This window comes from Empedobacter sp. UBA7252 (assembly GCF_002472765.1).
Classification (GTDB): Bacteria; Bacteroidota; Bacteroidia; order Flavobacteriales; family Weeksellaceae; genus Empedobacter; species Empedobacter falsenii_B.
Genome location: NZ_DKSQ01000060.1, coordinates 10,843 through 29,445 on the forward strand (window position 1 = coordinate 10,843; position 18,603 = coordinate 29,445).

At 31.5% G+C, this 18,603-nt stretch carries 21 protein-coding genes, 1 tRNA gene and 1 pseudogene; 17 read left to right on the forward strand and 6 right to left on the reverse strand.

Annotation, left to right across the window (positions count from 1 at the left end):
* Positions 1-109: 109 nt before the first annotated feature.
* Positions 110-182: transfer RNA gene (locus B2X73_RS08685), tRNA-Lys, on the reverse strand.
* A 298-nt stretch (positions 183-480) separates the two neighbouring features.
* Here B2X73_RS08685 and B2X73_RS08690 point away from each other — a divergent pair.
* A complete protein-coding gene (locus tag B2X73_RS08690) occupies positions 481-1,086 on the forward strand; it encodes a hypothetical protein (protein ID WP_115001390.1) in 606 nt (201 codons plus the stop codon).
* Positions 1,087-1,088: 2 nt separating this feature from the next.
* Positions 1,089-1,616: a shikimate kinase gene (locus tag B2X73_RS08695; RefSeq protein WP_180904953.1), complete on the forward strand. Its 528-nt coding sequence runs from the start codon at positions 1,089-1,091 to the stop codon at positions 1,614-1,616.
* Here the strand turns inward: B2X73_RS08695 and B2X73_RS08700 are convergent.
* Positions 1,613-2,026 (reverse strand): RNA-binding S4 domain-containing protein, encoded by a 414-nt coding sequence (locus B2X73_RS08700; RefSeq protein ID WP_180904955.1) that lies wholly within the window; start codon positions 2,024-2,026, stop codon positions 1,613-1,615. The two genes, B2X73_RS08695 and B2X73_RS08700, sit on opposite strands and share 4 nt — an antisense overlap.
* 67 nt (positions 2,027-2,093) lie before the next feature.
* On the opposite strand from B2X73_RS08700, the gene B2X73_RS08705 reads away from it, so the two are divergent.
* Together B2X73_RS08705 and pncB are read left to right on the forward strand one after the other, a co-directional pair.
* Positions 2,094-2,849, forward strand: coding sequence for a hypothetical protein (locus B2X73_RS08705; RefSeq protein ID WP_286494656.1), 756 nt, complete (start codon positions 2,094-2,096; stop codon positions 2,847-2,849).
* A 96-nt stretch (positions 2,850-2,945) separates the two neighbouring features.
* Positions 2,946-4,148, forward strand: a complete 1,203-nt coding sequence (pncB, locus tag B2X73_RS08710; RefSeq protein ID WP_280062556.1) for a nicotinate phosphoribosyltransferase — start codon at positions 2,946-2,948, stop codon at positions 4,146-4,148.
* Positions 4,149-4,221: 73 nt separating this feature from the next.
* Here pncB and B2X73_RS08715 read toward each other — a convergent pair whose 3' ends face one another.
* Positions 4,222-5,526 (reverse strand): aminopeptidase P family protein, encoded by a 1,305-nt coding sequence (locus B2X73_RS08715; RefSeq protein ID WP_180904959.1) that lies wholly within the window; start codon positions 5,524-5,526, stop codon positions 4,222-4,224.
* Between the two features lie 338 nt (positions 5,527-5,864).
* On the opposite strand from B2X73_RS08715, the gene rpsF reads away from it, so the two are divergent.
* The 3 genes and pseudogenes from rpsF to rplI all read left to right on the forward strand — a co-directional run.
* Complete coding sequence (gene rpsF, locus B2X73_RS08720; RefSeq protein ID WP_038334492.1) at positions 5,865-6,212, forward strand: 30S ribosomal protein S6; 348 nt, start codon at positions 5,865-5,867, stop codon at positions 6,210-6,212.
* A gap of 8 nt (positions 6,213-6,220) precedes the next feature.
* The gene (rpsR, locus tag B2X73_RS08725; protein ID WP_019976570.1) at positions 6,221-6,523 is read left to right on the forward strand and encodes a 30S ribosomal protein S18; all 303 of its coding nucleotides are present in this window, start codon (positions 6,221-6,223) and stop codon (positions 6,521-6,523) included.
* A 21-nt stretch (positions 6,524-6,544) separates the two neighbouring features.
* Positions 6,545-7,042: pseudogene (gene rplI, locus B2X73_RS08730) on the forward strand (50S ribosomal protein L9); the annotation flags it as partial.
* A 208-nt stretch (positions 7,043-7,250) separates the two neighbouring features.
* Here rplI and B2X73_RS08735 read toward each other — a convergent pair.
* A complete protein-coding gene (locus B2X73_RS08735) occupies positions 7,251-8,075 on the reverse strand; it encodes a DUF5694 domain-containing protein (protein ID WP_280038012.1) in 825 nt (274 codons plus the stop codon).
* A gap of 469 nt (positions 8,076-8,544) precedes the next feature.
* On the opposite strand from B2X73_RS08735, the gene B2X73_RS08740 reads away from it, so the two are divergent.
* Both B2X73_RS08740 and B2X73_RS08745 read left to right on the forward strand, forming a co-directional pair.
* Entirely contained in the window at positions 8,545-9,285 is a 741-nt protein-coding gene (locus tag B2X73_RS08740; RefSeq protein WP_291051155.1) for a sensor histidine kinase, read from the forward strand.
* Positions 9,272-9,952 carry a LytR/AlgR family response regulator transcription factor gene (locus tag B2X73_RS08745; RefSeq protein WP_219033596.1) on the forward strand — a complete coding sequence of 227 codons (681 nt, stop codon included), beginning with the start codon at positions 9,272-9,274 and terminating at the stop codon, positions 9,950-9,952. The genes B2X73_RS08740 and B2X73_RS08745 overlap by 14 nt, the downstream gene beginning before the upstream one ends.
* A 130-nt stretch (positions 9,953-10,082) precedes the next feature.
* Here the strand turns inward: B2X73_RS08745 and aroC are convergent, their stop codons facing one another.
* Positions 10,083-11,141 carry a chorismate synthase gene (gene aroC, locus B2X73_RS08750; protein WP_115001405.1) on the reverse strand — a complete coding sequence of 353 codons (1,059 nt, stop codon included), beginning with the start codon at positions 11,139-11,141 and terminating at the stop codon, positions 10,083-10,085.
* 23 nt (positions 11,142-11,164) lie between these two features.
* The gene (locus B2X73_RS08755; RefSeq protein ID WP_291048680.1) at positions 11,165-12,238 is read right to left on the reverse strand and encodes a 3-oxoacyl-ACP synthase III family protein; all 1,074 of its coding nucleotides are present in this window, start codon (positions 12,236-12,238) and stop codon (positions 11,165-11,167) included.
* Between the two features lie 123 nt (positions 12,239-12,361).
* Here B2X73_RS08755 and B2X73_RS08760 point away from each other — a divergent pair, with 123 nt between their 5' ends.
* The 8 genes from B2X73_RS08760 to rpsB form a co-directional block, all read left to right on the forward strand.
* Entirely contained in the window at positions 12,362-12,925 is a 564-nt protein-coding gene (locus B2X73_RS08760) for a hypothetical protein (protein WP_291048683.1), read from the forward strand.
* A gap of 25 nt (positions 12,926-12,950) precedes the next feature.
* Positions 12,951-13,691 carry a bifunctional demethylmenaquinone methyltransferase/2-methoxy-6-polyprenyl-1,4-benzoquinol methylase UbiE gene (ubiE, locus tag B2X73_RS08765; protein WP_038334486.1) on the forward strand — a complete coding sequence of 247 codons (741 nt, stop codon included), beginning with the start codon at positions 12,951-12,953 and terminating at the stop codon, positions 13,689-13,691.
* Positions 13,692-13,717: 26 nt separating this feature from the next.
* A complete protein-coding gene (locus B2X73_RS08770; RefSeq protein ID WP_291048687.1) occupies positions 13,718-14,539 on the forward strand; it encodes a porin family protein in 822 nt (273 codons plus the stop codon).
* Positions 14,540-14,591: 52 nt separating this feature from the next.
* Positions 14,592-15,731: an acyl-CoA dehydrogenase family protein gene (locus B2X73_RS08775; protein WP_115001412.1), complete on the forward strand. Its 1,140-nt coding sequence runs from the start codon at positions 14,592-14,594 to the stop codon at positions 15,729-15,731.
* Between the two features lie 123 nt (positions 15,732-15,854).
* Positions 15,855-16,715, forward strand: a complete 861-nt coding sequence (locus B2X73_RS08780) for a fumarylacetoacetate hydrolase family protein (protein ID WP_125348772.1) — start codon at positions 15,855-15,857, stop codon at positions 16,713-16,715.
* Positions 16,716-17,049: 334 nt separating this feature from the next.
* A complete protein-coding gene (gene rplM / locus B2X73_RS08785) occupies positions 17,050-17,505 on the forward strand; it encodes a 50S ribosomal protein L13 (protein WP_038334665.1) in 456 nt (151 codons plus the stop codon).
* 9 nt (positions 17,506-17,514) lie between these two features.
* Positions 17,515-17,901 (forward strand): 30S ribosomal protein S9, encoded by a 387-nt coding sequence (gene rpsI, locus B2X73_RS08790; protein WP_038334481.1) that lies wholly within the window; start codon positions 17,515-17,517, stop codon positions 17,899-17,901.
* Between the two features lie 124 nt (positions 17,902-18,025).
* A partial coding sequence (gene rpsB / locus B2X73_RS08795) for a 30S ribosomal protein S2 (RefSeq protein WP_291096264.1) occupies positions 18,026-18,603 on the forward strand: 578 nt, incomplete at its 3' end.

Here is an 18,603-nt window from a genome sequence, read left to right on the forward strand (position 1 = left end):
GAGCTACCAGGTCTCCGTTTTTTCGGACTGCAAATATACGATTATATCTGAGTTTACAAAACGAAAGACGTTTTTATTTTTTTATATAAAAAAGAACGTTTTGACTAAGTGACCTGGCTGGGGCTCGAACCCAGGACCCCAACATTAAAAGTGTTGTGCTCTACCAACTGAGCTACCAGGTCGGTTTCTTAAATCGAGTGCAAATATAGGGCGTTTAATACTAATTTAACAAACGTTTTGTGAAGTTTTTTACAATTTATTAATTAATCATTTCGGTTTTAAGAACTTAAATTTAGATAAATTTTTAGTTTTTTTTTGAAAGATAGAATTTCGGATAAGAAAACTGAAAAAATAAGCCATAGAAACATCATTTTATATATTTGATAAATGATTTATATACTATATTTGTCATCCAGCAAATCTAAATCTATGTGAACCGAAATTATTTTCGGAACGCTATTTAAAGATTGAAATTTTAGAATGAAGAAGAATATACTATATATTATTATTGCTTTGTTTTCGATAGTGTCGTGTAAAAAATCTGACAACCCAGAGGCAGACGTACCCGATTCTGAATATGCAAACAATTGTAATCAGGAAACAAAAGATGCACATTTGTCTAATTTTGCATTGAAAGAATTAAAGGAATTAATAAAAGATCAACCACAGATTATTCATCAAAAATTGAATGATCGTTGTTTCAAGGTTTCTAAACTTGGAAAAAATTTATACATTCAAAATTCAGATCGTTTAGATTCTTTGAAGATTAAAAACAATAATCAAGGAACGATGTTTTTGAATAAAATAACAGCAATACAGGTTTCGCAAGAGATTGTTTATAAATTAACATATTCTTTTCCTATTAAATTCTTGAATCAATATAGAGCAGAAATCAAAAAAGATGCGCCAAAATCTAAATACCATCATTCAAATTCAATCGTTACTAACGAAGATTATCAAGTAACTTATAATGTTGAACGTTATGATGCAAGACGTTTGGAGAATACGTATTCATATCAAATTGATACGTTTGATGGATATGCGAGATTAACTATTTTTTATTCAGAAGACTTACCAGTAGACTAATCATGATTATTTCTTTAGTAGGATATATGGGTAGCGGAAAATCGACTACCGGAAAAGATTTAGCCAAAGCATTGGGTTTCGAATTTATCGATCTTGATGATTTTATCGAAAATAAATATCAAACAAAAATTAGTGAGATTTTTGAAAAAGAAGGCGAATTAGGTTTTCGTAAAAAAGAAAGAGAAGCCTTAAAAGAAGTTCTGACTTCAACAAACATTGTGCTTTCTTTAGGCGGTGGAACTCCTGTTTATTACGATAATATGAATGAGATTGCCAACAATTCAATTTCATTTTTCATGCGTGTACAATTACCGCAATTGGTGAAACGATTGGAAAATAAAAAAGAAACTCGACCTTTAATTGCTCATCTTTCTAATGAAGAAATGATGGAGTTTATTGCGAAACATTTATTTGAACGCAATCAATATTATGAAAAGGCAAAATATACAATCAGCATTTCAAACCAAAGTACATTAGAGATTTTGGACGAAATTATGAAACATCTTAAAAAGGAGAAGATTTGGAATTAATCCAAATCTTCTCCTTTTATAATGATACCTTCAGTATCTTCTCCTCCCTCTTCTAAATAATCATCCAAATCTCGACGATCTTTTTTCGTTGGTCGACCTTCACCTCTTTCACGATAATAATCTTGCGAAAGTTTACGAAGCTCTAACACATCATATTCTTCTTTTGGCGTTGTATCCACAATATGTAAGGTTAATAATTTAGCTCCAATTCTATTATTTGGCACTTGCAATACTTTAAAAGATAAATTTATTTGATCTTTTCTCACCTCAATCGCATCACCTGGAATTATATCTCGCGACGCTTTTGCTACATCTCCATTTACTTTTACACGATTTTTTTTAACCGCATCAGCCGCTAAAGATCTCGTTTTATAATATCTAACACTCCAAAGAAATTTATCTAATCTCATTTAAAACTGAATATTTGTTAGGTTAAACTAATATTTTTTCTAAATTCGCAATATAAATCGAAATAACATGATAAAGAAATTCTTCGTTACTTTAATTGCATGTTCTGCTGTTTTAGTAGGATGTAATAATGATGATGATAACGGTGTGAATAAAGAAACTAAGATTCCAGTTGAAGAACGTAATGCATTAGATGATGAAGCGATTCAACAATACATGGAAGATTTTTACTTCAACTCTAAAGGTGTACTTACAAAATTTGATACCATCAAAGGAAACGAAGATGATGCTTATCCAACATTAAAATCTTTAGCAAAGCAAGATGAATTAGGAATTTGGTATGCCGAAAATCCTAATCATAAAGGAACAGGAAAAACTATTATTTCTAATGATAGTACTTCTATTTATCTAAGTTCTATTTCAACATATTTTGTTGCAACAAATAGTACAGACTACAAAAGAAAATATGGTTCTTTGGATCAGTTTTATTACTCAAGTATAAATACTGGAGATGGTTCTGCTACGCAAGATCCAACTTTTTATTACTTTACACCAACAGCAACTGAAATTAAAAATGGGGTAAAAAGAGAACACATCGAATTAAAAAACTTTGTAGAAGGATTAAAACATTTCAAAACAACTGAACGTGCTACAACTGACTTGTATAACTTTCAAGGTGTAATTATTTTACCTTCTCGTTTAGCTTATGCGAGAAACAAATATTATGTTACAAGCACAGGATTGACTGAATTTTCAGCTTATAGAGATGCAACTATAATTTTCAATTTCGAATTACCTAAAATCGAAAAAAGAACAACAGAATAATTATCTTCAAAATAAGATAATCTTACAAAAACCATCTGTATTGATGGTTTTTTTTTATCTTTAAATTTCAAAATGTATTAGAATTAAACCTAAAAAATGAGTATAATAAAATCTATTATCGATAACGATTTCTATAAATTCACCATGCAATTTGGCGTTACAAAATTGTATCCAGATGTAATGGCGCGCTATAAATTCATTAACCGTGGTGAACATCAATTTCCTGAAGGTTTTGCGGAAGAACTGCAAAAAGAAATCAATGCAATGGCTTCGCTTTCTTTAACCAAAGACGAAAAAAATTTTTTCACAATAAATTGCCCTTATTTAAGTCCTGCTTATTTAGATTTTTTGCAAGGTTATCGCTATGATCCAAATGAAGTAAAAATCACTCAAAACGGTACTGATGTAGAAGTTCACGTAGAAGGATATTGGTATCGTACTATTTTATGGGAAGTTCCAATCTTGTGTTTGATTAGTGAAATTTTCTATAAATTAACAAATGCGCAACGCATTTCTAACGAAGAAATCACAAAACGTACAAGCGATAAAGTTGATTTATACAATCGTCTTGGCGTTACAGTTGCGGAATTTGGTACCCGTCGTCGTCACAGTTACGAAGTTCATGATGTGGTAATGAAAGAATTAACAAACCATAAAGGAAAAAGCTTTGTTGGAACTTCGAATGTTCACTTTGCGCATAAATATGGTGTAAAACCAATTGGAACACACGCTCACGAATGGTTTATGTTTCATGGTGCACGTTACGGATTCAAAATCGCGAATTCAATCAGTTTAGATCGTTGGGTAAAAGTTTATTATGGTGATTTAGGAATTGCTTTGACTGACACTTATACGTCGGATGTTTTCTTTGGACAATTTGATAAAAAATTATCTAAATTATTTGATGGTGTTCGTCATGATTCTGGAGATCCGATTGAGTTTGGAGAAAAAACAATTGCGCATTACGAAAAAATGGGCATCAATCCTTTATTCAAAACGATTATTTTCTCGGATGGATTAAATTCAGAAAAAGTGGAAATGATTACAAAAGCTTTCAAAGGAAGAATTGGATTATCATTTGGAATTGGAACCAACTTAACAAACGACACTGATTTAAAACCTATGAATATCGTGATGAAATTGACCGAAATTTCTTCTATTGATATAAAATGGACAGGTGTTGTAAAACTTTCGGACGAAAAAAATAAACATACCGGAACGCCACGTATGATTGCTCTTGCAAAAGAAATGTTAGATTTAGATGACATTCCATCACATGATGCGCCAGAAAATGATTAAGAATATTCTTTAAAATAAAAAATGGAACTCAATATTGAGTTCCATTTTTGTTATCATTTAATATAATGAAAGATTACTTATTCATTAAATCTTCGATTTCTTCTGCTTCTAACGGAATATTTTGCATCAAGTTGAAAGGTTTTCCTTCTTTCTGAATTACATAATCATCTTCCAAACGAATTCCAAAACCTTCTGCTGGAATATAGAATCCTGGCTCGTTTGTGAAAACCATTCCAGCCACAAAATCATCAGTCAATAAACCATAATCATGTGTATCTAATCCCATATGATGAGACGTTCCATGCATCATGTATTTTTTGTAAGCTGGCCAAGCTGGATCTTCGTTTTGTACATCTGCTTTATCCAACAAACCTAAACCTAACAATTCAGAAGTATAAACTTTTCCTAATTCTTCGTGGTATTTGTACCAATTATTCCCAGGAACTAACATCGTTTCCGCTTCTTTTTTACAACGTAAAACTGCATCATAAACTTCGCGTTGGCGTTTTGTATATTTTCCATTAACTGGAATTGTACGTGACATATCTGATGAATAATTTGCATATTCAGCTGCAACATCAAACAAAATCAAATCACCATCTTTACATTCTTGATTATTTTGAATATAATGCAACACATTTGCATTATTTCCAGACGCAATAATTGGCGTGTATGCAAAACCTTTTGAACGATTACGAAGAAATTCGTGAACAAACTCAGCTTCGATTTCGAATTCCCAAACTCCAGGTTTTACGAAATTTAAAATACGACGAAAACCTTTTTCTGTGATATCACACGCTTGTTGAATCAATTGAATTTCTTCTGGTTCTTTTACAGAACGTAAACGTTGCAAAATAGGATTTGAACGTAAATAAGTATGTCCAGGATAATCTACTTTCAATTGTTTTACAAAACGATCTTCGCGCGTTTCTACTTGAGGTGCTTCTGTTACGCGATAATGCTCATTTTTATTTACATAAACATTATCTGCTTCTACCATCAATTTGCGCAAAACATTTGGTAAATCTTGTAACCAAAGTACAGTTTTGATTCCAGAAACTTCTGTTGCTTGAGCTTTTGATAATTTTTCTCCTTCCCAAACTGCAATATGATCGTTTGTTTCACGAACAAATAATACTTCCTTATATTTAGGATCGTAAGCGTCAGGAAAAATTAATAAGATAGATTCTTCTTGATCAACTCCAGATAAATAAAAAATATCACGATGTTGTGCAAACGGTAACGTAGAATCTGAAGAAATTGGATAAATATCGTTAGAATTGAAAATAGCAAGAGAACGAGGTTTCATTGCTTTTACAAATTTCGCTCTGTTCTTTACGAATAACTCGCTTGGAATAGGATTGTATTTTGTTGTCATAAAATTTTACATTAATTATTATGACCAAATTTAAGAAGATGTTTTTAGAAAAAAAAGGAAAACCCTCGCAGAAACGAGGGTTTTAACCTTAACCAACCTAAACCTATGAAAAAGCCATTAGCCTTTTATGTTGACAAATGTAAGCTACTTTTTTTAAACTGCAAATTTTTTTTAAAAAAAGTCAATATTTTTTGAAGATCAATATGATAAAACGATAATATTCAATAAATAAGGTTTTAATAAAAATTCAATAAATATTCATTTGTAATATTTGGATTATTATTTATATATTTGCACCTCGAATTTTAGTATAAATAATAACTTAAAAGAAGTTAAAAATGACACATTACGAAACTGTTTTCATTTTGACTCCCGTTCTATCTGATTCTCAGGTAGAGGAAGCAGTTAATAAATTCAATGACTTTGTTACTGCTAACGGTGGTGAAATCGTAGCAAAAGAGAACTGGGGCTTAAAAAAATTAGCTTACCCAATTCAAAACAAAAGAAATGGATTCTACCACTTAGTAGAATTTAAATCAGACAATAACGAGTTAGTTTCTCAATTAGAAGTTGCTTACAAACGTGATGAGCGTGTAATCCGTTTCTTAACTGTGAAATTAGACAAACACGGTATGGACTGGGCAGAAAAACGTAGAACAAAATTAAAGTCTAACTCTAACAAATAAGCAAAGCTATGGCAATTGACGATTTAGCAAAAAAAGCAGCTGGAGGTAGCGAATCAGAAATCCGTTATTTATCTCCTTTAGATATCGAAACACAATCAAACTCAAAATATTGTCGTTTCAAAAAATTTGGAATCAAATACGTTGACTATAAAGACGCTGATTTCTTAATTCAATTCGTGAATGAGCAAGGTAAAATTTTACCTCGTCGCTACACAGGAACATCTTTAAAATACCAAAGAAAAGTTTCTAAAGCGATCAAAAGAGCTCGTCACTTAGCATTAATGCCATTTATTGGTGATCAATTAAAATAATAACCTAAATATTAAAATATCATGAACGTAATTTTAAGACAAGATGTAGAAGGTTTAGGTTTTGAATTTGAAGTTGTTTCAGTAAAACCTGGATACGCACGTAACTTCTTAATCCCTCGTGGATTAGCATCAGTTGCAACTCCAAATAACGTAAAAGCATTAAACGAAGTTTTAGAAGCTCGTAAAGCAGAAGAAGCTACATTAATCGCTGCAGCAAAAGAAAAAGCAGCTAAATTAGATGGTTTAGTTGTTAAAATCGACGCTAAAGTTGGTTCTGGAGACAAATTATTTGGATCTATCAACAATGCAGATTTAGCAGAAGCTTTAGTAAAAGCTGGTGTTGAAATCGAGAAGAAAAACATTAGAATCCCTGGAAACACTATCAAACGTTTAGGAAAATACGAAGCTAAAGTTCGTTTCCACAGAGATGTTGAAGTAGATTTCGGATTTGAAATTGTACCAGATGCTGCATCTATCAAAGCTGCTGAAGAAGCTGCTAAAACTAGAGCAGAATTAGCTAAATTAGATGCTCAAAAAGCAGCTAACGCTAATAAAGAAGAAGGTTCTTTCTTTAACTTCGATAACCCAATTTACGCTAACGACAAAAAAGCGAAAAAAGAGGAAGTATCAGAAGAAGTTGCTACAGAAGAAGCTCCATCTACAGAAGAATAATTATTATTCAACTATATATAAAAAAACCTCGCAATTGCGAGGTTTTTTTATGCTTTTATTTTAGATAATCTAACGTATTTACTTCTTTAAACTTTGGCGAACGTCGTAAGAAATCTTTGAAGAAAGCCGTATGCGTAGCACCCATTAATACAAAAATACGATCGTCTTTTGTAATCGGCACATTGTTCATATTTGAGAACATAGCTAAATTTCTATGATAATATTTCGCCGCTTGCTCTGCTCCTACTGGATATTTTTTGTATGAAACCGTCGTTAACATATCCGCATTAACTGCAACAGAAAAATCTAAAAATTCTGGTTGATTATAGTACTGCAATAACTCTTTTAATTTTACATCTTTTTTTGTTACTCCATTTTTCGATTCATTATTTCGGAACATTTCAATGTATCTTTTGAATGTAATCGAATCATCTTGCTCTTTCAACAAATCACCAAGCATATAAAGATAATCTTCTTGATAATTAATTCCGTAAATTTTCTTCGATCCGCTTAGTCTCCCAACTTCATAAGCCAATAACTCAACTTCGTTTGGATTTTCAAACTTCATTTTAGGATTAAGTAAATAATCTTGAAAAAGTTTATTCAACACTTTATTGCGAGAAGGATTTTGTTCAACTAAAATAATTGTAGGTTTAAAAGCCGCAATCTGCTTTGCTATTTCATGTATTTGACGAACATTATCTTGGTTATTCTCATCAAATTCAGTCGTACTTGCATCTGGAGTATATCCCATGTGAAAAGTTCCCATATTAAGAACTGGAATAGCATCATCAAATTTTGTTTGAAATTGATATTTTGTTTGAGCAGATAAATTCATAGTACCAATAAATGTAGCAATTGCAATAAATAAGTTTTTCATTTGAGTTAATTTTTAATTATGATTCAAATTTCTATGATTCTGAAAAAATTGACTTTTATTTATCGACTAACCCATTTGAATAATCGACGAATCACTTCACTTTTATGTAGAAAAGAATCTAATTTTACAAAAAACAAAAACAATGGAAGATGATAAAAAAAATTTAAGCTTCTCAAATCAAAAAAGCGTATTTATACTTTTAGGTTTTTGGGTTATTTACATTCTGTTTGATTACATAACAATTGGATTAGTTAATCTAACTAACGGAAATTCATTTTTTAAATCAATTACATTATTTGCATCAACAATGTATATTGTTCAGTTAATTACAATTTTTATTATCTATTTTTTTATTGCCCCCTATTTTCTTAAAAAAATAAATTGGAAATCGATATTATTCTCTATAGTATGTTCCTTTACAACATTCATTATTGTTCGTTATTTTATTGAGCAAATTATTACAGATTTTTTGTTCCATAAAGTCAATTATTTTGAAGGAACAACGATTAGTTTTTACATTTACGACAATTTACATTATGGTTCTTTTATCGTTTTTTCGTCACTTTTTTTATGGATGACATTTCATTCAATCCATACACTAAAACAAAATAACATCATTGAAAAAGAGAAAAAAGAAGCTGAAATTATTTTTTTAAAATCTCAAATAAATCCTCATTTTTTGTTTAATACACTCAATAATATTTATAGTTTGGTGAGTGTAAATTCTCCTCATTCGTTAAAAGCAATCGAAAATTTGAGTGCAATTATGCGTTTTACAACCTACGAAACCAATAAAGATAAAATAGAAATTGAACGAGAAATTGATTACATCAATCAATATTTAGATTTGGAGCAGATTCGTTATGGAGAAAAATTTTATGTCGAAAAAGAATTTTTGATTGAGAATTCTAAAAAATTAATTCATCCATATATTATTTCGCCTTTAATCGAAAATGCAATAAAACATGGTGTTGTAAAAGACATTAATCATCCAATTAAAATCAATTTAAAAACTAATTCTGAATACCTTGAGATTTCCGTTTCAAATAAAATTAATCAACATCAAAAAGATGAAACTTCAGGAATTGGATTAACGAATTTGAAAAAAAGATTGAATTATTATTTCGGAAATAATTATACTTTCGAAATTAAAAACGATTATGAAACCTTTCATATTTACTTAAAAATTCCATTAAATGACGAAAATTAAGTGTATTATTTTAGACGATGAACCTTTAGCTGTTGAATTATTGAAAAAACATGCTTCTGAAAATGAAAATTTAATTGTTTCACTTGCAACAACTGAAGTTTTTGAAGCAATTGATTTTCTCAAAAATAATAAAGTTGATCTTATTTTCACAGATATTCAAATGCCCGAATTGACTGGAATTCAGTTGATGAAAATCCTTGATCATTCTCAGAAATTCATTGTCACAACAGCTTATCAAGATTATGCTTTAGAAAGTTTTAATTTTCATGTGGTTGATTATTTATTGAAACCTATTACGAAAGAACGTTTTGATGCCTCTATAAAAAAATATGTTGATTTTTTTCAAACGACATCAACTAAAAATCAGTCGACTTATTTGTTTGTAAAAGCAGATGGAAAGCAAGTAAAAATTAATTTTTCAGATTTAATTTACATTGAAGGTTTGAAAGATTATATTCGAATTCATACCAAAACTGAAAAAATATTAGTCTTAGAAACTATGAAATCTTTCGAAGAAAAATTACCAAATCATTTCAAAAGAATTCATCGTTCGTATATCATCAATCTTGATTTTTTAACTTCTATTGATGGAAATTCTGTTTATCTCAATCAGAAAATTTTACCAATTGGAGAAACTTATCGAAAAGAAATGAAGGATTTTGGTTAAGAATTATTAAGAACAAAAAATACTTGTCTTTTCGAGCTTGTCGAAAAATCTCAGATTCTTCATTTCGTTAACACTGCATTCAGAATGACAATAACAAAAAACTCCAACTTTAAAGGTTGGAGTTTTTTGTTTATATATTTCTTGTTCGTTGTATCAGCAACATATCAGCCAAAACCATCGCAGCTAAACTTTCTACAATAGGAACGGCTCTTGGAACAACACAAGGATCGTGACGACCTTTTCCATGCATTTCTACCATTTTGCCATCTGCATTCAACGTTGTTTGTTCTTGCATTAATGTCGCAACTGGCTTGAAAGCAACTTTAAAATAAATATCCATTCCATTTGAAACTCCACCTTGTATTCCTCCAGAATAATTGGTTCTTGTTGTTCCATCTTGGTTGAATTGATCATTCATTTCTGAACCTTTCATCGATGTAGAAGCAAAACCTTCGCCGTATTCAAAACCTTTTACGGCATTTATCGACATCATCGCCTGTCCTAAACGTGCATGCAATTTATCAAAAATTGGTTCACCTAAACCAACTGGCACATTTTGAATAACACAAGTTACTTCACCTCCAATTGTATCACCTTCTTTGCGAATTTCTTTGATACGATTAATCATTTTTTCTGCCATTTCTAGATCTGGACAACGAACTGCCGTTTCTTCAATTTTAGAAAAATCTAATGTAGAATAATCATTATCCAACTTCAACTCACCTACTCCGCTTACATAAGCTGTAATATTGATATTTGGAATCACATGTTTTGCAACAGCACCACCAACAACCCAATTAGCCGTTTCTCGCGCAGAAGTTCTTCCTCCACCTCTATGATCGCGAACACCATATTTGGTTTCGTATGTAAAATCGGCATGAGAAGGACGAAAAACGTCTTTTATATGATCGTAATCGTGAGATTTTTGATTATCATTCGGAATAATAAACCCGATAGAAGCACCTGTTGTTTTTCCTTCAAAAATACCTGAAAGAAATTGTACTGTATCTGGTTCTTTTCGTTGTGTCACAATTGCAGATTGTCCTGGTTTACGACGATCTAATTGCGCTTGTATCCAATCAAAATCTAATTCGATTCCACTTGGAACGCCATCAATTACACCTCCAATCGCTACACCATGACTTTCGCCAAAAGTTGAAATTTTAAATAGTCTTCCGAATGTATTCACAATAGTATATGTGTTTTTTGTTTTTATTTTTCGAATTGATAAATCACTGCATTAACATTCATTGCAGCTCCAACAGAAGCTAAAATAATTATATCATTTGCGTGAAATTGATGAGGAGCTAATTCTCCTTTTTTTATTAAATCAAACATTGTAGGAACCGTTGCTACAGATGTATTTCCTAAGAATTGAACCGTCATTGGATCAATTTTTTCTGGTACAGCTACACCATATAATTTGTATAAACGCTCTATCATTGCATGATCCATTTTTGCATTTGCTTGGTGCAATAAAATTTTATCAATATCGGTAATTGATAAATTTGTTTCATCTAACAATTCTTTAATTGCTGGTGGAACATTTTTTAATACGAATTCGTAAACTTTACGACCTTTCATATTAATTGTTTTGATTGAACCTTTATAATCTGGATTTGCAGAACGTCCATTTGTCAAGTAAGCCAATTCATCACCTGTATAACTTAACGTTTCGTGATTGATGATTCCATATTTATAATCAGCTTCTTTCGCTTCCAAAACAACTGCTCCTGCTCCATCTGCAAAAATCATCGCAGAACGATCATGCGGATCTACAGCACGAGATAACGTATCAGAACCGATTACCAAAACTTTCTTTGCAATATTTGCTTGAATAAATTGATGTCCTAAAATCAATGATTCTATCCAACCTGGACAACCAAATGTCATATCATAAGGTTTACATTTTAGGTTTTTGATTCCTAAATTGTGTTTTACTTTTGCCGAAATTGACGGCATAATATCAATTTGATGACCAACAGGATCAATATCTCCAAAATTGTGCCCAACGATTATATAATCTAATTCTTCTGGATTAACGCCAGATTCTTCAATTGCTTTTTTAGCAGCAAAAGTTGCGATATCAGAATTTAATAAATCATCTTCTACATATCTTCTTTCTCTGATTTCTGTAATTTCCTCAAATTTACGCGTAATTTCTTCACCAGTTTTATCCAAACGATTTCCACTTTCGTCATAAAATTCGTGGTTAACAAAATCTTCGTTCGTAACAATTCTATTTGGTAAATAGTGTCCAGAACCTGTAATTACAGAGTTTATCATATTAATATTGTTCAATTTTAATAAAAAAATAATAGCGACAAAGTTACACATTTCATTAAAATAGTCATGAAAAATATGTAATAACTCATGCCGAAATTAATAAAGTATAATTAATTTAGCAGCATGAAAAAAAATCCTTCATTAATTGGTCTTTTAATCGTCTGTGGATTAGCTGCTTTGATCGTTGTTGTTTATAACACTTTTTTGAGCAAAAAAGATGGGTATGTGATTGACAATCCATCAAACAAAACCTTGACAATCAAAATTAACGATAAAGATTTTACAATTGCACCGCAACAAAATGCAAGAGTAGACTTGAAAAAAGGAAAAGCGCATATCGTTTATAGTTTTAATAACAAAAATGTAGATACAGTTGTAGATATTACGAGAGCAAATGGTTTTATAAATCCAACGCATCAAGAATATTATACATTTACACGACCTTATGGTGTTAGAAAAAATAAAGATTCTATCTTTTTATCAAACAATATTGCAATAGATAACAAGATTTATCACGGAATTATCGAAAAATCTTCTCAATTATACATCGAAAACTTTTACTATAACATCGATCAAGATTATCCTAAAATGTTCATAAAAAGTAGTGGAAGCGAGAAAGCAACTGATTTATCGAAAATATTTAACAAAGAAGATTTTAAACAATTTTATTTCGAGAATTACGAATAAGATTTAGATTTTATAACTTTACAAAATGGCAAATCATCAACACGATGCAGTAACTCCTTACGAAGCATCAGATCTAAATAAAAAGAAACAAGTCGAGCAAATGTTCGATAATATTTCGCCAAAATACGATTTATTAAACCGTGTTTTATCAATGGGAATCGACATTCAATGGCGAAAAGATGTTATCAAAATGGTAAAAGCTTCTCAACCAAAAACGATTTTAGATATCGCGACTGGAACAGGAGATTTGGCAATTATGATGGGTAAAAATACCGATGCAAAAATTACTGGATTAGACTTATCTAACGGAATGTTGGAAGTTGGTCGCAAAAAAGTAAAAGAAGCTGGATTAGAAAATCGTATCGAAATGGTACAAGGTGATTCGGAAAATTTACCTTTTCCTGATAACACTTTTGACTGTGTAACCGTATCTTTTGGTGTTCGTAATTTTGAAAACCTAGAGAAAGGTTTAGCAGAAATTAATCGTGTTTTAAGACCTGGAGGAACTTTCGTTATTTTAGAATTTTCTTATCCTACAGCTTTTCCAATGAAACAGTTGTACACATTTTATTCTAAAAATATTTTACCTGCAATTGGTAAAATGGTTTCGAAAGATCAAAGTGCTTATACCTATTTACCAGATTCAGTTCGTGCTTTTCCACATGGAGAAGAAATGAAAAACATTCTGAAAAGTGTAAAATTTACACAACCTATTGATAAAAAACTTACTTTTGGTATTGCAAGCATTTATAAGAGTATAAAATAAATTTGCTTGTTATTCGTTGAAAGTCTATGAGAAAAAATCTAATCATCGCATTATCGTTAACTGTTGCTAGCATTGCAAATGCGCAGTTTCGCCCTAATAATGACAGAAGCGAAAACAGAACTGAAACTGATCAGAAAAAATTTAGTTTTGGATATTTCTTGGGAACTAATATGATGAGTTACAAGATTGTTCCAAAAGCACAAACAAATCCATTGCCAGGAACTCCTCAAATTCCAGAAGATGATGGAGTAAATGAACACGGTTTAGTTTATTTAGATCAAGAAAGTAAAGCTGGTTTCTCTGTTGGATTAATCGCAAAAATGCGAGTAAATGATTATATTGATTTAAAATCAGAACCAGGATTGCATTTTGCGCAACGTATTTTACATTTCAATAACTATTTAGATCCAGTAACTGGTGAAACTATTGATGATCCATCTAAAGTGATGCGTGAAGTAAAATCTACTTATATCGAAATCCCATTGTTACTTAACTTTCACGGAGATCGTTGGTTCAATACACGTCCATATATTCAAGGAGGTTTGGGTTATCTAATGAATTTACAATCGAACGAAAATAAAGAAGACGATAACGCTACTGGAGTTTTCAGAACAACAACGAATAACTTTAACTGGCAAGCAGAAATTGGAGTTGAAATTTATTTCAAACGATTTAAACTTACACCAGCTCTAAAAGGTATGTTCTTCTTTAATAATGAAATTGTTCCTGATAATTCTACTATAGATGACCCTAGAAATCCTGGAAGTCAAATAACAGTACCATATTGGACAGGAAGTTTAAATTCATTATCAACCAGAGCATTTGTTTTTTCTCTAAAATTTGAATAAAAATTTAAAGTCATAATCATAAAATAATAAAAACCATAAATAATATAATCACATGAATTTTCAATTATCGGAAGAACAATTAATGATTCAAGAAGCTGCTCGTGATTTCGCTAAAGCCGAATTATTACCAGGAGTTATCGAACGCGACGAAACATCTACTTTCCCAACTGATGCAGTAAAAAAAATGGGAGAACTTGGATTCTTAGGTATGATGGTTGACCCAAAATACGGAGGATCTGGTTTAGATAGTGTTTCTTATGTCATTGCAATGGAAGAAATAGCTAAAGTTGATGCTTCTGCTGCTGTTGTCATGTCAGTTAACAACTCTTTGGTTTGTGCTGGTATGGAAAAATATTGTAACGAAGATCAAAAACAAAAATATTTAGTACCATTAGCTTCTGGTCAAGTGATTGGAGCATTTTGTTTATCTGAGCCAGACGCTGGTTCTGATGCAACTTCTCAAAAAACTACTGCGGTAGATATGGGAGATCACTATTTATTAAATGGTACAAAAAACTGGATTACGAATGGTGGAACAGCTTCTACTTATTTAGTAATCGCTCAAACTGATCCAGAAAAAGGTCACAAAGGAATCAATGCTTTCATCGTAGAAAAAGGATGGGCAGGCTTCGAAATTGGACCAAAAGAACAAAAAATGGGAATCCGTGGTTCTGACACACATTCATTATTCTTTAATGATGTTAAAGTGCCAAAAGAAAACCGTATTGGTGAAGACGGATTTGGATTTGCTTTCGCAATGAATGTCTTAAACGGAGGACGTATTGGTATCGCTTCTCAAGCTTTAGGAATTGCACAAGGTGCTTATGAATTAGCGTTAGATTATGCAAAAATTCGTAAAGCATTCAAAACAGAAATCATCAATCACCAAGCTGTTGCATTCAAATTAGCAGATATGGCAACTAATATTACAGCTGCTCGTATGTTATGTTTTAAAGCTGCGGTTGAGAAAGACGAAGGAAAAGATATTTCTATTTCTGGTGCAATGGCAAAACTATTTGCTTCTAAAACAGCGAACGAAGTTGCTTCGGAAGCCGTTCAAATTCATGGAGGAAATGGTTATGTTCGCGAGTATCATGTAGAACGTATGATGCGCGATGCAAAAATTACTCAGATTTACGAAGGAACATCAGAAATTCAAAAAATTGTAATTTCGAGAGGAATTGCTAAATAATTTTAAATAAATATAATTATTTTTTATCTTTATAAGACATCTGTTAATGACAGATGTCTTTTTTTATTTATTTAATCAAAAAACAATACGTCGTATATTTGTGGCGGAAAAAATATAAAGAAGATGAAAATTTTTAGATTCGGACCAAAAGGTCAGGAGAAATCAGGTGTAATCATCGATGAGAAAAAATTCGATGTTTCAGCATCAGGAATTATTTATGATGATGATTTTTTTGGAAATACAGAAAAACAAGAAACTTTACAAAAATATATCGAGCTTAACATTAACAGCTTGCCATTAGTTGAAGATGATGTACGTATTGGTACACCTTTAACTCGCCCAGGAAAAATTGTTTGTGTAGGTCTTAACTTTGATGATCACGTAAAAGAAACAGGTTTACAACAACAAGCAGAACCGATTATGTTTATCAAAGCTAATCAATCGTTTAACGGACCAGAAGACGGAATTATGCAACCAAATGGTTCTACAAAAATGGACTGGGAAACAGAACTTTGTATTATTATTGGTGAAAAAGCAAATAATGTAACGGAAGAAGAGGCAATGAATCACGTATATGGTTATGCCTTAATTAATGATATTTCTGAGCGTGCTTTCCAAACAGAACGTGGAGGAACTTGGGACAAAGGAAAAGGATGTGATACATTTGCACCTGTTGGACCTTTTATTGCAACAAAAGACGAAATCGAGGATGTAAATAATTTACGTGTTTGGTTAAAATTAAACGGAGAATTAATGCAAGATGGTAATACAAGTGATTTTATTTACCGTATTCCTAAATTAATTTCTTACCTATCTCAATTTATGTCTTTCTTACCTGGAGATATTATTTCTACAGGTTCACCTGCAGGATCAGGAATGGGAAAAACACCTCAAGTTTGGCTAAAACCAGGAGATGTTATCGAATATGGAATTGAAGGTTTAGGTTCTACAACTCAAACTATTTTACCTTTCTCAAGAGGTTAAAATAAGATATCTTACAATAAAAAAAACCGTGCAATTTAAATTTTGAATTGCACGGTTTTTAAATTTTGTTTAGCGTCATACTTAATTGATTAAACAATAAAACGAATTCTTTTTCATACAATCAATCGATTAAATAGAACGTCTAATTCGAAAAAAATATTGGATATTCAATTAATTAACGTAATTTTGCAAACGTTTTGACAACCATCTAAATGGTACAAATCCATCAAAATGACGAATAATTCCTAAAATCTTTTGGGAAAACAGAATCATTTTGTACATTTGCACCCCGATCGGATTGTCGGTAATTTATAAAATATTAAAAATCAAGATAGTGGACACGTTAAGTTACAAAACTTCATCAGCCAACAAAGAAACTGCTCAGAAAGAATGGGTAGTTGTGGACGCTTCTGACTTATCATTAGGTCGTTTAGCGTCAGGTGTTGCGAAGCTTATCAGAGGTAAGCACAAAACAAACTTCACTCCTCATGCAGATTGTGGAGATTATGTAATTGTTTTAAACGCTGACAAAATTCAATTAACAGGTAACAAATGGGATGACAAATTATACATCCGTCACACAGGTTACCCAGGTGGACAAAGATCATTAACTGCGAAAGAAGTTTTTGCAAAAGATCCTGTACGCTTAATCGAAAAGTCAGTAAAAGGAATGTTACCTAAAAATAAATTAGGTAGTAAATTATTGACTAATTTACATGTATTTGTTGGTACTGAGCACAATCACGAAGCTCAACAACCAAAACAAATCGATATTAACGAATATTTATAATCTAATTCCATGGCAATAGTTCATAAAATCGGACGTAGAAAAACATCTGTTGCTCGTGTATACTTACAAGAAGGTAATGGAGAAATCTTCATTAACGGGCGCGAGTTAGCAATCTACTTCCCTACAGCAGTATTACAATACAAAGTAGAACAACCATTTTTAATCACTGGTACAAAAGAGAAATACAATGTAGATATCAAAGTATTTGGTGGTGGAATCACTGGTCAAGCTGAAGCAATTCGTTTAGCTATTTCTAGAGCTTTATGTGAAGTTGACGCAGATTTTCGTTTACAATTAAAACCAGAAGGGTTATTAACACGTGACCCACGTATGGTTGAACGTAAAAAATTCGGTCAAAAGAAAGCGCGTAAGAAATTCCAATTCTCTAAACGTTAATTTATTCAATTCATTAAAAAATCCATTTTCCGTTGGTTTAGCATCTAAACAAATAAGGCTAGAATTCTTCGACCACTTGTTTGTTGCTTGTTGAGATAACGGAACGTAAACTAAAAAAAAGAAAATGGCAAAAGTAAATGTAAAGGACTTATTAGGTGCTGGTGTGCACTTTGGTCACTTAACAAGAAAATGGAATCCGGCTATGGCTCCTTATATTTTTATGGAGAAAAACGGAATCCACATCATCGATCTTCACAAAACTGCAGTGAAATTAGATGAAGCATCTGAAGCTTTAGGAAAAATTGCTGCATCTGGACGTAAAGTTCTTTTTGTTGCAACTAAAAAACAAGCAAAAGATGTTGTAGCTAAGCATGCTGAAGAAATCAACATGCCTTATATTACAGAACGTTGGCCTGGTGGGATGTTAACTAACTTTGTTACTATCCGTAAAGCAGTTAAAAAAATGAATTCAATCGATCGTATGAAAAAAGACGGTACGTTTGAAACACTATCTAAAAAAGAAAGATTACAAGTTGATCGTCAAAGAGCATCTTTAGAGAAAAACTTAGGTTCTATCGCTGATATGACACGTTTACCATCTGCAGTATTTATTGTAGATATCGTACGTGAGCACATAGCTGTAGCAGAAGCTCAAAAATTGGGTATTCCAATCTTTGCAATGGTTGATACAAATACTGACCC